At 65.1% G+C, this 12,885-nt stretch carries 15 protein-coding genes; 11 read left to right on the top strand and 4 right to left on the bottom strand.

The window, feature by feature from the left end:
• Positions 1–279 carry a protealysin inhibitor emfourin gene (locus AB4Y63_RS11215; RefSeq protein WP_441791125.1) on the bottom strand — a complete coding sequence of 93 codons (279 nt, stop codon included), beginning with the start codon at positions 277–279 and terminating at the stop codon, positions 1–3.
• 5 nt (positions 280–284) lie between these two features.
• Positions 285–1,463 carry a M4 family metallopeptidase gene (locus tag AB4Y63_RS11210; RefSeq protein ID WP_441791124.1) on the bottom strand — a complete coding sequence of 393 codons (1,179 nt, stop codon included), beginning with the start codon at positions 1,461–1,463 and terminating at the stop codon, positions 285–287.
• A gap of 127 nt (positions 1,464–1,590) precedes the next feature.
• Here AB4Y63_RS11210 and AB4Y63_RS11205 point away from each other — a divergent pair, with 127 nt between their 5' ends.
• The 7 genes from AB4Y63_RS11205 to AB4Y63_RS11175 all read left to right on the top strand — a co-directional run bounded on the left by AB4Y63_RS11205 (position 1,591) and on the right by AB4Y63_RS11175 (position 7,940).
• Positions 1,591–2,481 carry an LLM class flavin-dependent oxidoreductase gene (locus tag AB4Y63_RS11205; protein ID WP_441791123.1) on the top strand — a complete coding sequence of 297 codons (891 nt, stop codon included), beginning with the start codon at positions 1,591–1,593 and terminating at the stop codon, positions 2,479–2,481.
• Positions 2,481–2,936, top strand: a complete 456-nt coding sequence (locus AB4Y63_RS11200) for a PaaI family thioesterase (RefSeq protein WP_441791122.1) — start codon at positions 2,481–2,483, stop codon at positions 2,934–2,936. The genes AB4Y63_RS11205 and AB4Y63_RS11200 overlap by 1 nt, the downstream gene beginning before the upstream one ends.
• 112 nt (positions 2,937–3,048) lie before the next feature.
• Positions 3,049–3,906 carry a class II fructose-bisphosphate aldolase gene (locus AB4Y63_RS11195; RefSeq protein ID WP_441791121.1) on the top strand — a complete coding sequence of 286 codons (858 nt, stop codon included), beginning with the start codon at positions 3,049–3,051 and terminating at the stop codon, positions 3,904–3,906.
• A gap of 3 nt (positions 3,907–3,909) precedes the next feature.
• On the top strand, positions 3,910–4,743 hold the full coding sequence (locus tag AB4Y63_RS11190) for an HAD-IA family hydrolase (protein ID WP_441791120.1): 834 nt from the start codon (positions 3,910–3,912) through the stop codon (positions 4,741–4,743).
• Complete coding sequence (gene dhaL / locus AB4Y63_RS11185; RefSeq protein ID WP_441791119.1) at positions 4,740–5,423, top strand: dihydroxyacetone kinase subunit DhaL; 684 nt, start codon at positions 4,740–4,742, stop codon at positions 5,421–5,423. Before AB4Y63_RS11190 ends, dhaL begins: the two co-directional genes overlap by 4 nt.
• Before the next feature lie 72 nt (positions 5,424–5,495).
• Positions 5,496–6,491: a dihydroxyacetone kinase subunit DhaK gene (gene dhaK / locus AB4Y63_RS11180; protein ID WP_441791118.1), complete on the top strand. Its 996-nt coding sequence runs from the start codon at positions 5,496–5,498 to the stop codon at positions 6,489–6,491.
• 105 nt (positions 6,492–6,596) lie between these two features.
• Positions 6,597–7,940, top strand: a complete 1,344-nt coding sequence (locus AB4Y63_RS11175; protein ID WP_441791117.1) for an acyltransferase family protein — start codon at positions 6,597–6,599, stop codon at positions 7,938–7,940.
• Here the strand turns inward: AB4Y63_RS11175 and AB4Y63_RS11170 are convergent.
• Together AB4Y63_RS11170 and AB4Y63_RS11165 are read right to left on the bottom strand one after the other, a co-directional pair.
• Positions 7,879–9,267 (bottom strand): aspartate aminotransferase family protein, encoded by a 1,389-nt coding sequence (locus AB4Y63_RS11170; RefSeq protein ID WP_441791116.1) that lies wholly within the window; start codon positions 9,265–9,267, stop codon positions 7,879–7,881. The two genes, AB4Y63_RS11175 and AB4Y63_RS11170, sit on opposite strands and share 62 nt — an antisense overlap.
• 13 nt (positions 9,268–9,280) lie before the next feature.
• Positions 9,281–10,339, bottom strand: a complete 1,059-nt coding sequence (locus AB4Y63_RS11165; protein WP_441791115.1) for a phosphotransferase — start codon at positions 10,337–10,339, stop codon at positions 9,281–9,283.
• A 421-nt stretch (positions 10,340–10,760) separates the two neighbouring features.
• Here AB4Y63_RS11165 and AB4Y63_RS11160 point away from each other — a divergent pair, with 421 nt between their 5' ends.
• The 4 genes from AB4Y63_RS11160 to rpsO all read left to right on the top strand — a co-directional run bounded on the left by AB4Y63_RS11160 (position 10,761) and on the right by rpsO (position 12,819).
• Complete coding sequence (locus AB4Y63_RS11160) at positions 10,761–11,162, top strand: ArsR/SmtB family transcription factor (RefSeq protein ID WP_441791114.1); 402 nt, start codon at positions 10,761–10,763, stop codon at positions 11,160–11,162.
• A 39-nt stretch (positions 11,163–11,201) separates the two neighbouring features.
• The gene (locus AB4Y63_RS11155) at positions 11,202–11,687 is read left to right on the top strand and encodes an SRPBCC family protein (protein WP_441791113.1); all 486 of its coding nucleotides are present in this window, start codon (positions 11,202–11,204) and stop codon (positions 11,685–11,687) included.
• Between the two features lie 113 nt (positions 11,688–11,800).
• A complete protein-coding gene (locus AB4Y63_RS11150) occupies positions 11,801–12,415 on the top strand; it encodes a hypothetical protein (RefSeq protein WP_441791112.1) in 615 nt (204 codons plus the stop codon).
• A 134-nt stretch (positions 12,416–12,549) separates the two neighbouring features.
• Positions 12,550–12,819, top strand: coding sequence for a 30S ribosomal protein S15 (gene rpsO, locus AB4Y63_RS11145; protein ID WP_414804947.1), 270 nt, complete (start codon positions 12,550–12,552; stop codon positions 12,817–12,819).
• The last annotated feature ends 66 nt before the right edge of the window (positions 12,820–12,885 follow it).

The raw sequence follows: 12,885 nt of genomic DNA, 5'->3' as shown, positions 1-12,885 counted from the left end.
TTACTTCGCGGGCGGAGACGGGTGCGCTCGTTGCACTCGCTCGACCAGTTCGCGCCACGGGCCGTCCAGATCAGGTTCGGCCAACTCGACCGTGTGAGCGTTGCACCGGATGCGGTAAATGAATCGGTCGGGTTGCGGTGCGCTTCGCGGGGTGTCACTCCACGGCAGCGTGCTGATGAGTGCGAGCCAGTCGGCCGGATCGGGCTGGTCGTCGACCAGAACCTCCCAGCTGAGCTGGATGCCCGCGATCCCGCCGCTTCTCGTCACGATGACTCTCATGTCGGCTACTTCGATTCGATGGGGGCCACACCGACGGTGCGCCAGGCGGTCACGACGGCCTGCCGCTCGGCTGAATCCGCCCCGAACCGGGCGACGGCGGCGGTCTCCGTCGCCCGAGCGAACGCGGCGAAATCAGCATCCGGCGGCAATGGGCTACCGGCTGGTGGGAGGTTGGCCGGCGTGCTGTCCGATGTGCTGACCGTCGGCCTTCCGCCGGTCAGCGCGTCGTACCAAATCTGACCAGGTGACTCCCAGGCGTTGCCGCCGAGGGCATCCGCCACCAGATAGAAGGCGCGATTGGGGATGCCGGAGTTCAGATGAACACCGCCGTTGTCGAGCTCGGTGTCGACGTAGCCGGCCATCTCTGATGGCTGGGGGTCTTTTCCGAGCACGTCGTCGTTGTACGCGGTGCCCGGTGCCTTCAAAGAACGAAGCGCCGTGCCCTCGACCTCGTCGGTGAAGAGCCCCTGCCCGATGAGCCAGCTCGCCTGGCTTGTGCTCTGACCGAACGCGAACTGTTCGACCAACGAGCCGAACACGTCGGCGATCGACTCATTGAGCGCCCCGGATTGGCCCTGATAGTTCAGATTCGCGGTGTGTTGCACGACGCCGTGGGTGAGCTCATGCCCGATCACCGTGAGCGACAGGGTGAACCGGTTGAAGACCTGGCCGTCGCCGTCGCCGAACACCATGCGTTCGCCGTTCCAGAACGCGTTGTCGTAGCGCTCGCCGTAGTGCACCGAAGCGTTGAGCGGCAGCCCGGCGCCGTCGATGGAATCCCGTTGGAATTGGGTCCAGAACAGCAGATGGGTGGAGCCGAGTCCGTCATAGGCCTCGTTCGTTGCAGTGTCGGCGACGGGAGGCTGACCCTCTCTGCGCACAACGCGACCGGGGAGCAGTTCGCGGCCGCCGGCATCCGCCACCGTGCGATCGATCGACCCTGGTCGGCGCCCCGCCCGCGCGGCGACAGCGGCGCGAGGCGGACCGGCCAGAGGAGACGGAGGCTGCCCCGGCACCCGGAGTTCACGAAGCGGCTGGTCGCGGAGCAGCGACTGACGCGCCGCTTCGGCCGCTCCGGCGAAGCGCGGATCGGTGAGCCGGGCGAGCCGCACGAGAAGGTAGGGCGGAACGATCGTGCAACGCGCGAGGCAGTTCGTCGCGAGTGCTGGCGTCGTGCCGGTCATGAGCTGAGTCTGCCACCCGCGGGCGTTGTCGCAACAGCCTCAGTTCGATCCGGGTGGAGTCTCGGAGTTGCCGGATGCGCGGGGGCGCCCACGCCGAATCCGCCCGGCGTATCCGTAGACTCGCACCATGCGCTTTGGAATAGTGATTCTGCCGCAAGACACCTGGCGTCATGCCCGCCGCAAATGGCAGGCGGCCGAGGACTTCGGGTTTGACCATGCTTGGACCTACGACCACCTCTCGTGGCGCACCCTCGCCGATCAGCCCTGGCAGGCGACGGTGCCGACGCTGGCCGCGGCGGCCGCGGTGACCACCGAGATCAAGCTCGGCACGTTCGTGGCGTCGCCGAATTTTCGTCATCCGGTCACCTTCGCCAAAGAGGTGGCGACAATCGACGACATTTCCGACGGGCGATTTCTGCTCGGGGTCGGCTCGGGCGGCACCGGCTTCGATGCCTTCGTGTTGGGCCAGGCCGAGTACACGCCGGCCGAGCGGCATGGCCGGTTTGCTGAGTTCGTGACCAGCCTCGACTTGCTGCTCCGGCATGAAGAGCCGGGCAGCAACGGTGTGAGCTTCTCGGGCGACTGGTTCACGGCGGTCGGCGCGCGCATGGTCGGGCGCCCGGTGCAGAGCCCGCGAGTTCCCTTTGTCATTGCCGCCAACGGGCCGCGCGGTCTGGGACTCGTTGTGCAATTCGGGTCAGGCTGGGTGACCACTGGCGCCGAGGGTGTCGTCGGTGACGAGTGGTGGGCCGGCGTCGGCCAGATGGTCGACCGGTTGGAGAACGCTGCGGATGCCGCGGGCCGGGATCCGCAGACCATCGACCGCTACCTGTCGCTGGACAGCGGCGGTACCTATTCTTTGGAGAGCGTCGGCGCCTTCGAGGATGCCGTCGGCCGCGCGGCCGAACTCGGCTTCACCGATGTGATCAGCCACTGGCCACGGGCCGACGGCATCTACGCCGGCTCCGAAGACGTACTCGGCGAAGTCGTCGAGAAACTGGACGGATTGCGCGGCTGATGGCTGAGACGCTGATGGAAGAGATCGGCCCGGGACTGTCGGGCATTGAACAGCTGCGTGCCTTGATCGCCTCGGGGCGCCGTCCCGGGATCGCCGAGTCGCTTGACTTCGACCTCGTCGAGGTCGGCGAGGGGAGTGCCGTGTTCGCCGGCACACCGGGGCCGCACGCCTACAACCCGATCGGTTCCGTGCACGGCGGCTATGCGGCCTCCCTGCTCGACAGCGCCTGCGGTTGCGCCGTGCACTCCCGGCTGAGCGCAACGCAGGGTTACACCACGCTGGAGCTGAAGGTGTCGTATCACAAGGCAATCACCACCGATACGGGGCCGATGCGCGCTGAGGCGTCGCTGATCTCGATCGGTCGTCGCGTGGCATTCGCCGAGGCGAAGTTGGTGGATGCGTCGGGGCGCGTCTACGCGAGCGCCACGTCGACTCTGCTGGTGTTCGAGAGGTAGCTCGCCCCACCTCTCGACAGCTGCCGAGCCATGCGTCGAGCCATTCGCCGAGCCATTGTCGGCCATGAGGTTCCGGCTTACCATGGCCCGCACAGGGGCGAGGAGGCACCAGGTGGCTGTTTCGACATTGAAAGACATCGTCGATCGGGCGTTTGCCGAACGTTACGGTGTTCCGGCCATCAATATCGTCAACGACCTGACCATGGAAGCGGTCCTGGCCGGCGCCGTCGAAGCACGCTCGCCGGTGATTCTGCAGACGTCGGTGAAGACGGTGAAGTCGATCGGCTCCGACGTGCTCTTCGCGATGTGGGAGTCGATGACGCAGGGGATCGACGTCCCGGTCGCCCTGCACCTTGATCACTGTCCGGAGCGAGCGGTCATCACCGAATGCCTGCAACGCGGCTGGAACTCGGTCTTGTTCGACGCGTCGACCCTGCCTGTCGAAGAGAATCAGCGCCAGACGATCGAGGTCGTCGCCGAGGCACGCCGGTATGGGGCACACGTCGAGGGCGAGATCGAATCGATCCGCGGCGTCGAAGACGGCGTCGGCTCCGACGCGGAGTCCAACCGGCAGACCCTTGAGGTATCGCTACGGTTTCTCGAGGCGACCGGGGTGGATGTCTTCGCCCCGGCGATCGGCAATGCGCACGGCGTCTACAAGCGCGAGCCCGTGCTCGACTTTCAACGGGTGACCGACTTGGTCGAGGCGCATCCGGTGCCCATTGCCCTCCATGGCGGCAGCGGTCTGACCGATGCCCAATTCCACGACCTGATCGCGCGCGGTTGCGCGAAAGTCAATATTTCCACGGCGTTGAAGATCACCTATATGAAGTCGAACCTGACTTTTCTGAAGGATGCCGAGGCCCGCGACAAATGGGATCCACCGTCGCTCTTCGCCCATGTGCGCGCGGACATCGTGGCGATGACCCGGGACCTGGCCCACCAGTTCGGCAGCGCGGGCAAGGCCTGAGCGATGCCCACCTTGATCTTCGACTGCGACGGGGTGCTGGCCGACACCGAACGGGATGGACACCTTCCCGCGTTCAATCAGACATTTCGCGAGTTCGCCGTTCCGGTGCACTGGAGCGACGCCGACTACGCCGAGAAGGTGAAGATCGGTGGTGGCAAAGAGCGGATGGCCAGCATCCTCACGCCGGAGCTGGCCGCCGAACTCGGGCTCGGAGACGATCCGTCGTCGTGGTCAGACACCGTTGCCGCGTGGCACCGGCGGAAGACGGAGATCTACACCCAGATGGTTGCCGCCGGGGTGCTGCCGGCGCGACCCGGCATCCGTCGCATCGTGCAAGAAGCGGCCGGTGCAGGCTGGACGCTGGCCGTCGCCTCGACGTCGGCCGAGGCCTCGGTGCGCGCCGTGCTCAGCCACAGCGTCGGAGAGAACCTCGCCAGCAGGTTCAGCGTCTTCGCGGGTGACCGGGTGACCGCGAAGAAACCCGCCCCCGACATCTACCTGCTGGCCCTGGCAGAACTCGGAGTCGACGCCGACGACGCGCTCGTCATTGAAGACAGCGAGAACGGCCTGCGCGCGGCGCTCGCCGCGGGGCTGCTCACCGTGGTCACGGTCAGCGGCTACACCGCGGAAGAGAATTTCGACGGGGCCGCGCTGGTGGTGAGCTCGCTCGGTGACCCGAGCGGCCCGGCCGCGGTCGTGCTCGACGACCCGCTCGGGATCCACCCGGGGCAGTGGATTGAATTGGCCGACCTGAGCGCGCTGCTTCGCCTCGTCGACGAAGAACGAGAAGAACGAGAAGAACGAAAAGAACGAGAAGAAAGAGATGGGGAGAAATGACGACCGATTCTGAATCTGCTTCCGAATCCGCCTCCGATTCCCGTTCGGGTTCCAGCCTCGCCGACACCGAGTTCGTGGTGCGCAGCATCGCCCAGACCGCGGTCGACAACGAGCGGGAGTTCGGTGATCTCGACGCGGTGGTCGGAGACGGCGACTTTGGGTATTCCCTCGCCCGCGGCTTCGAGATCGTGCTCGCCGAATGGGACGATTTCGACAGAAGCAGCCCCTCGGCCTTCATTCAAAAGGTCGCGATGGTCATCGCCGGTCGAATCGGCGGCACGTCTGGCCCGCTCTGGGGCACTGCATTCCTGCGGGCATCGGGCGCGGTGCGCGGCCAGGACGAGCTTGCCGGCAGCGACGTCGTGGCCATGCTGCGTGCGGCAATCGAGGGAATCAAAGCCAGGGGCAGCTCGGATCTCGGTGACAAGACCCTTCTCGACTCTCTCGTGCCGGCGACCGATGTTCTCGAGGTCGAAGTCGCATCCGGATCCGACGCGGGTCCATCCATCGCCCGGATGGCTGAGGTGGCGCGAGTCACCGCCGATGCGACGAGCAGCATGCTCGCCAAGCGCGGGCGAGCCAGCTACACGGGGGAACGCAGCATCGGGTCCCCGGATCCCGGAGCCGTTGCGGTGGCAGTGATCCTGGAGCGCCTCAGCACAGAGTGGGCGGCCCGATAGCCGCGGAGCTCATCATCAAGCTCCCGTGCCGGGGCGGTACGGGTCATCCCGAATACACCTGGAGTGCGCGCCATGAAGAAATTCGTCAATGATCCGCAGCAGTATGTCGCCGAAATGCTGACTGGAATCGCCTTGGCGAATCCGGACACCCTGAAGTACGTGCCCGCCTACAACCTGATCATGCGGACCGATGCTCCGAACCCGAACAAGGTGTCGATCGTTCAAGGCTCCGGCTCCGGGCACGAACCCGCACACGTGATGGTAGTCGGCAAGGGCATGCTCGATGCGGCCTGTCCCGGCGACGTATTCGCCGCCCCGCCGATGGATTACGTCTACGAGACGACCAAGCTCGTCGCCTCGCCAAAGGGAGTGCTGCTGCTGGTCAACAACTACACCGGCGACAAGATGGCCTTCGAGATGGCCGAGGAGATGAGCGCGGCCGACGGGATTCTGGTGAAGACACTGTTCATCGACGATGACGTCTCGGTGAAGGATTCCACCTACACCGTCGGCCGCCGCGGAGTCGCCGGCAACTTCTTTGTGATGAAGGCGGTCGGAGCCGCTGCCGAGAGCGGCGCCGACCTCGATGAACTCGTGAGAATCGGCGAGAAAGTGAACAGCGTCACCCGCACGATGGGAATGGCGCTCACCTCGTGCACACCTCCTGCCAAGGGCTCGCCACTGTTCGAACTCGGCGAAGACGAGATGGAGATGGGAGTCGGCATCCATGGAGAGCCGGGGCGTCGGCGGGCGAAGCTTGCCAGCGCGAACGAGATTGTCGACGAGTTGCTCGAAGCAGTGGTCAGCGACCTCCCGTTTGCCTCGGGTGATCGGGTCGCTCTGATGATCAACGGCCTCGGCGGAACACCGATCAGTGAGCTGTACATTTTGTACGGGCGCGCTCACGCGCAGCTCGCCGAGCGCGGCATCACCGTCGGACGGAGCTACGTCGGCGAATACTGCACCTCACTGGACATGGCTGGGGCCTCACTCACCCTTGTCAAGCTCGACGATGAAATCGAGGCGCTCCTCGCGGCGCCGGCCGAGGTCGCGATTCGAATCTTCTGATTCGAATCTCTTTCGGAGGATTGCTGCTAGCTCAAGCACGGATGTCGGTGCCACACTGAGCACAGGAGAGAATTGCAGCCTGTGCGGAGGTAACAATTGAACCGGGTGAATGAGCCCCATTCCGCTGTCATGCGGAGTGGGCGAGACCCTGTGATGGACATCGCGCGGGTCGGCTGCCTGGTGTTTGTCGTGCTGGGCCATTTGCTCTTGCTTGGCGCCTCCTTCAGCCCTCGCCACGACCTCATCCTGGTGCGCACGGTCGAGCTTCAGGCGTGGTTCGCCCCCGTCACCTGGGTCACCCAGATCATGCCGTTGCTCTTCGTGATCGGGGGCTATGTCGGCGCTTTGGCCTGGCGGAGAACTGAGGCACGCGGTGGAACAGCTGCCGAGTTCATTCGCGGGCGCGTACTGCGCCTGGCACGGCCGGCGGTGCCGTTCTTCGCGTTTCTCGCGGCCGCCATTCTCGTGATGCTGCTCAGCGGGCTTGATGCCGAAACCGTTGGAAAGATCACGTTCGGAGTCGCCTCGCCGCTGTGGTTTCTCGCGGCCTACACCTTTAGCCAGGCATTCGTGCCGGGAATGGTGGCGCTGCACGAACGCGCCCCGATCAGCACTCTGGTCGGTCTGGCCGTTGCGGCGATCGCACTTGACGTGACGCGGTGGGCATCCGGAATTCCGGAACTCGGTCTGTTCAACATGATCTTCGTCTGGCTGTTCATTCAGCAACTCGGTGTGTGGGCCGCCGACGGTTGGTTTGCAGCGCGGTCCCGGTGGACACTGGCGCTGCTCGTTGTCGGAAGTTTCGGCGCCCTCACCGTGCTCACCGTGCTCGGGGCGTACCCGGTCGACATGCTCAATAACCTCAATCCGCCGACCGTTGCGCTGTGCCTGCAGGGGATCGCCCAGTTCTCCTTGCTGATGCTCTGTCACCCGTTGCTTGATCGGATGATGCGGGTCACCGTGATCAGAAGCATTGTGAGCGCTGTGGGCAGCCGGTTGATGACGATCTACCTCTGGCACCTGCCGGTGATCGCCCTCATCGTCGGTCTGCTGCTGCTTTCCCCGCTGCCGTCACCGGAGCCGGGCACCCCCGCCTGGTGGTTCACCCGGCCGGTCATTCTGCTGATCGCCATCCTCGTGTTGACCGGCATCGCCGTCGCGCTGCGTCGATTCGAACAACCCATTTCACCGAATGCATTCAGCACTCGGGCGCGCGATTGGAGCGTCAGCCTGTCCGCCTCGCTCGTGATTCTTCCTCCGTTCACCGTCGTGGTGTTCGGTCTCAACTTCGCGATCGCCGTCGTCGGCACCATCCTGCTTGCTACCGCCGTGTTGCTTCAGCTTCCACCTCGGCTGCCGCGGTCGCGGTCTCGGGCGGCACCGACCGTCACCGGCGCAGCGTCGTCAGCGCCCCGTCGAGTTCGGCGAGAAACCGGTCTGCGTCAGTGAGGCTGAACGGGAGGGGCGGGCGGACCTTGAGGGTGCTGTTCGCGAGCCCGGATGCCCCGATCAGCACGTGCCGTCGCCGCAGCTCGTTGAGCAGTGCGATCGTTAACCCTTCGTCGGGTTGCCCGTCGGCGTCGATGAGGTCGACGCCGATGAACAGCCCGGCCCCGCGGATGCCGCCGATCTCGCGAGCTGTGCTCGCCAGGCTGCTCAGCCCCGAGACCAGGTAGGCGCCGACCACTCTGGCGTTCTCGGGCAGGCGCTCATCGCGCACGACGTCGAGCGTGGCCTGTGCTGCGGCGATCGACACCGGATTGCCGCCGAAGGTATTGAAGTAGCGCATCTGGGCCCCGAAGGTTTCGACCAGGTCGCGGCGGGCCAGCATTGCGGCGATCGGCATTCCGTTTCCCATCGGTTTGCCGAGCGTGACGATGTCTGGAATGATTCCGTGCCGGGCGAAGCCCCACAGGCCAGATTCCGGGGCCGTCAAGTCGAACGGGGAGCGCGCTCGGCCGCCCGGGTTGTCGGCGCTGTCGGAGCCCGGCCACGAGCCGAGCCGACCGAATCCCGGCTGCACCTCGTCTGCGATGAAGAGCCCACCGGCGGCGCGAGTCGCCGCAACGACGGGGGCGAGAAACCCGGGGGAGCCCGGCTCGTTCAGGCCAGGAACGACGCCGTCGCTCGCGAAGACAGTGTCGACGATGACCGCGGCGAGCCCGTGCGTGGACTGCCGGAGGGCATCCGTCGCTGCGGCAACCTGCCGCACGAACTCGCTGCCGTCACCGGTCGGGGCATCGACGATGCGAACCCAGGGCGCGACGGTGCTCTCGCCGCCGAGCGAGGGGGAGATCGCAGCGATCTCGGTGGTGACCCCATGATAGGCATTGCGGGTGACGATCACTCCCTGGTGCCCGGTGATGCCCTTCGCCAGGCGCAGCGCAAGATCGTTGGCTTCGGAACCGGTGCAGGTGAACATCACGTTGTCGATGCCCGCCGGCATTGTGGCCAGCAAATCGTCAGAGTAGTCGAGGATGCCACGGCCGAGATAGCGGGTGTGCGTATTGAGCGTGCCTGCTTGGCGACTGATCGCCTCGACAACGCGCGGGTGCGAATGGCCGGCAGAGGGCACGTTGTTGTAGACGTCGAGGTACTCGGCGCCCTCGGCGTCGTAGAGCTTGGTGCCCGCACCACGCACGATTTCGATCGGTCGGTCATAGAACAGACGGTAGGCCTTCCCGAGCAGGCGCTCGCGGCGGGCGACCAGGTCGCGCTCGGCACCGGACAGTTCGTTCGTGTTCTCGGGGCGAAAATAGCTGCTCGGTCCTGCCACTATGGGGTTCCCTTCACCGGGTTGAACTGGTCATGCTCGTGAACTGATCAAGAGTGAGCCGAAGATTCTTGGCCGTGTAGTCGGCATTCGCCGGGTGGGTGGCGGCGAGCCAGCTGCCGAGCACGTAGCGCTGCACCAGGCGGCCGACGGCAAGCGGATGCAACAGCTCACGTTCGAGCTCGGTCAGGGGAGTGATCTCTGAGTAACCGTCGCGCAGCGCATCGGCCGCGGCCCAGGGGCCGTGATTCTCGCCGCTCGCGCTCGGATAGCCGCCGGCATACGACATGGCGACGGCGAGATCGGCAACCAGGAAGCTGTCGACCGTGTCACCGAAGTCGAGGATGCCGGTGACGAAGGTGGGATCCGTCGGGTCGACGATCACATTTCCGCCATGGAAGTCATTGTGGATCACTTGCCGTCGCGTCGTCCTCAGACGCGGCAGTGTCTCGCCAACGAGCGCGGTGAGCGCGGTCGCCATCTCTGCACGCACCGCGGGGTCGGCAACCGCTCCGAGTTTCGGCTCGAGTGTGCCGAGCTGCAGAAGATCCCAGGGCAGGGAGCGCCGCGCCGCCGGATGCGTGAAGTCGCGCAGGGCCGCCGCGAGTTTCGCCATCGAGCGTCCGGTCGCCCTCAACTGAGCCCGGCTGCAGGGGGTGTCGTTGAGCAGTGTCCCGCGAAGAAACGTGAGCACACGTACGATGCGCACGTCGCCGTTCTCCAGGGTGATGCGGGGGAGAAGGTCGCCCTCGAGCGAAGGGATGATTCGTTGCAGCGGCAGGCTCGGATCGCGCCGGCTCGAGTGAAGCAACGCGCTCGTCTGCAATTCGATGTCGGCCGGGTCCTCGGCCGGGTTGGCCAGTTTCAGGATGTAACCGGTCGGGTCGGGGGCACCGGTTCGGGCGTCTGCCTCTGCTCGGACGCCCACCCGGAACGTGTCGTCGTTCTCGGTGTCGAGGCGGCTGAGTGAGCGCGCCTGGATACCCCAGTGCCGGTCGAGAAGCCAGGCGGCGGTGCCGGCATCCGCCCGCGCGAAAGCCGAGCCGATCGTACTGTCCCGCTGTGTCTCGGTCACTCGGCCAGTCAAACATGCGCCCGGCGCGAACCGCCACTGTTTCGCACCGGCGAGCGTTCTAAAGAACGGGTGATGTGGATGTCCACTCTCGTGACCGGGCACAGCAGATTCGCAGCCATCTTTATGGGTGCGCGAGTCTAATGAAAGGGGATGCCGACGTTCGGGTCGCCGACATCCCTCTGACTTGCATCATCGCCTGATTTGCATCGTCGTGACGTGGTCGCCCTCCGCGCGTACTGCTCCGGCGACTCAGGCCGAGTGACGATGTCAACGCGCCGAGAGCCACGCCGGCGCAGGCGACGGGCATCGTCATGCCTTCTCGCGCCATCCAGTCCACACCTCAATTGCCCCTTGACATCGTCGGAATCCGCTCCTATTCTCGGATTATCAACCAATTGGTTGATCAACAAGAAGGTTGATAATGCTCCAGAGTGACGGCCCGGATGGTCATGGCTCGGTCGGCGACGGCCCCGTCGGTGACAGCTCAGCCGACCAGGACGCGCAGCTGAATCGTGCATTTCTGGCCTTGGCCGATCCGGTGCGACGAGCACTGATCGCCCGGCTCTCCCGGGGGCCCGCAACGGTCAATGAGCTCGCCGAGCCATTCGCAATGACCAAACAGGGAGTTTCGAAACATATTCAAGTGCTGGAAGCGGCAGGTCTGATCACCCGCACCCGAGAGGGGCAACGTCGGCCCTGCCACCTCGACGCGGCTGCGCTTGAAGCACTCACGGCATGGATCGACACCTACCGGCTCGTCGCCGAGCGGCAGTTCCGCCGCCTCGACGCCGTGCTCGAATCACTGCACAACAACGCAGAGTGAAACACATCGCAAGTTGACCACAAGAAAGCAGGAGAGAAAATGACTACACACAACCCCGTCACCGTCACCGCATCGCCCGGCGTTCCCTACGTCGACGTGGTGCGGGAATTCGACGCTCCCGTCGCCGACGTCTATCGCGCTTACACCGAGCCGGCCCTCGTCGCAGAGTGGCTCGGTCCGCGTGACCTCGCCATGGATGTCTTGGAGTATGACGTGCGCGCCGGCGGAAAGTGGGCATATACCCACACCGACCCTGCTGGCACGCCCTACGGATTCAGCGGTGTTTTTCACAGTGTTGCTCCCGACCGCATTGTGCAGACCTTCGAGTTCGACGGCTACCCGGGGCACATCAGTCTGGAGTCCGTCACTTTCATCGATCTGGGCGGGCGCACCCGGATCGAGGTGCACTCGGTCTACCAAACGCAGGAGGACCGCGACGGAATGGTGGCCAGCGGCATGGAGCGAGGCATGACCGAAGGGTTCGAGCGTCTCGATGAGCTGCTGGAGTCGGCATCGGTTCGGTGATGATTCCTGATCATGCGAAGGGAGCCTCCCGGTAGCGGGAGGCTCCGCCGCGATAGGCTGGGAATCGATCGCTGCTGATCCAGTGGCGCCAGAACGAGGGGCTCAAGCGAGAGATGTGGTTTCGTCGCAAGTACCGTCGGCCGGCGACGCCATTCGATTTCTCGGCGCTTCCGCTGCCGGAGCCTGCCGCACTTGAGGACATGGTTTCCGAAGGTGTGATGCTCGCCGAGTTCGCCGCACGCATGGCGTTGAAGAACCAGATCGTCATCGGCGCGTTGGCCGAATCGGTGACCTATCACCCCGATTACTATGCCGAGGCAGCGCGAGCCGTGCTCAACGAGGTGATCCGGGAGTCGGAGGGCTCTGCCCAGCTGGCTGAGCAGAAGCGCGCGGTGGCCGCCGGCCGCGGCGGCGTCGGCCAGCATCAGCATGACTATCGCTCGAGTGACACCGAAAACTTGCGCCGCCGCGAAGACGTGAACCTGGCCGTCGCCGACCGGTTGGCCGCCCTGCGTGACGACGACGACTACGTGGCACGCCTCGTCGAGCGGGCCCGCGACGATGCCTGGGCCGACATCGGGCAGGCGATCACCGCCCGCCTCGATCGTGACTGGCCGACCTTCGCGGTCACCGAAGCCGATGCCGACTACTGGCAGGGCCATGAGAAACGGATGCGGCAACTGCGTCGCGAGGTCGCGCAACTGGCGCGGGAGAGCGGCAAGGCGTGAGTTCCCGACGCGGTGAGCTGGGCCATCCGTAACTCTGCTAAACTCTTCAGGTTGCCGTCTAATCGGCCGCGGATAAAGAGAGCCCAGGCATTCGGCCCCGGGCACCGCGCAGTGAGTGAAAGGGGATCCCCACTATGGCACTTGAAGCTAACGCCAAGAAGGCGATCATCGAAGAGTACGCTACCCACCCAGGTGACACCGGTTCCCCCGAGGTCCAGATTGCAATGCTCACGCAGCGCATCAAGGACCTGACGGAGCACCTCAAAGAGCACAAGCACGACCACCACTCGCGTCGTGGACTGCTGCTGCTGGTTGGTCAGCGTCGTCGTCTGCTCGGCTACCTGTCGGACGTCGACATCGCCCGCTACCGCTCGCTCATCGAGCGTCTCGGACTGCGTCGCTAGTTCTTCCGAACGAGTAGATCTTCGTAGATACCGCGAACTTCTTCGAAACGGGCCGTCACCTTCGGG

Source organism: Leifsonia sp. YAF41 (genome assembly GCF_052113185.1).
Lineage (GTDB): Bacteria > Actinomycetota > Actinomycetes > Actinomycetales > Microbacteriaceae > Cryobacterium.
This window is presented reverse-complemented; position numbering and strand designations above follow the sequence as displayed.

Bases quoted from the DNA above. Each gene is read 5' to 3' on its own strand.
- AB4Y63_RS11215 (WP_441791125.1), bottom strand. From the start codon at position 279: ATGAGAGTCATCGTGACGAGAAGCGGCGGGATCGCGGGCATCCAGCTC.
- AB4Y63_RS11210 (WP_441791124.1), bottom strand. From the start codon at position 1,463: ATGACCGGCACGACGCCAGCACTCGCGACGAACTGCCTCGCGCGTTGC.
- AB4Y63_RS11205 (WP_441791123.1), top strand. From the start codon at position 1,591: ATGCGCTTTGGAATAGTGATTCTGCCGCAAGACACCTGGCGTCATGCC.
- AB4Y63_RS11200 (WP_441791122.1), top strand. From the start codon at position 2,481: ATGGCTGAGACGCTGATGGAAGAGATCGGCCCGGGACTGTCGGGCATT.
- AB4Y63_RS11190 (WP_441791120.1), top strand. From the start codon at position 3,910: ATGCCCACCTTGATCTTCGACTGCGACGGGGTGCTGGCCGACACCGAA.
- dhaL (WP_441791119.1), top strand. From the start codon at position 4,740: ATGACGACCGATTCTGAATCTGCTTCCGAATCCGCCTCCGATTCCCGT.
- dhaK (WP_441791118.1), top strand. From the start codon at position 5,496: ATGAAGAAATTCGTCAATGATCCGCAGCAGTATGTCGCCGAAATGCTG.
- AB4Y63_RS11160 (WP_441791114.1), top strand. From the start codon at position 10,761: ATGCTCCAGAGTGACGGCCCGGATGGTCATGGCTCGGTCGGCGACGGC.
- AB4Y63_RS11155 (WP_441791113.1), top strand. From the start codon at position 11,202: ATGACTACACACAACCCCGTCACCGTCACCGCATCGCCCGGCGTTCCC.
- AB4Y63_RS11150 (WP_441791112.1), top strand. From the start codon at position 11,801: ATGTGGTTTCGTCGCAAGTACCGTCGGCCGGCGACGCCATTCGATTTC.
- rpsO (WP_414804947.1), top strand. From the start codon at position 12,550: ATGGCACTTGAAGCTAACGCCAAGAAGGCGATCATCGAAGAGTACGCT.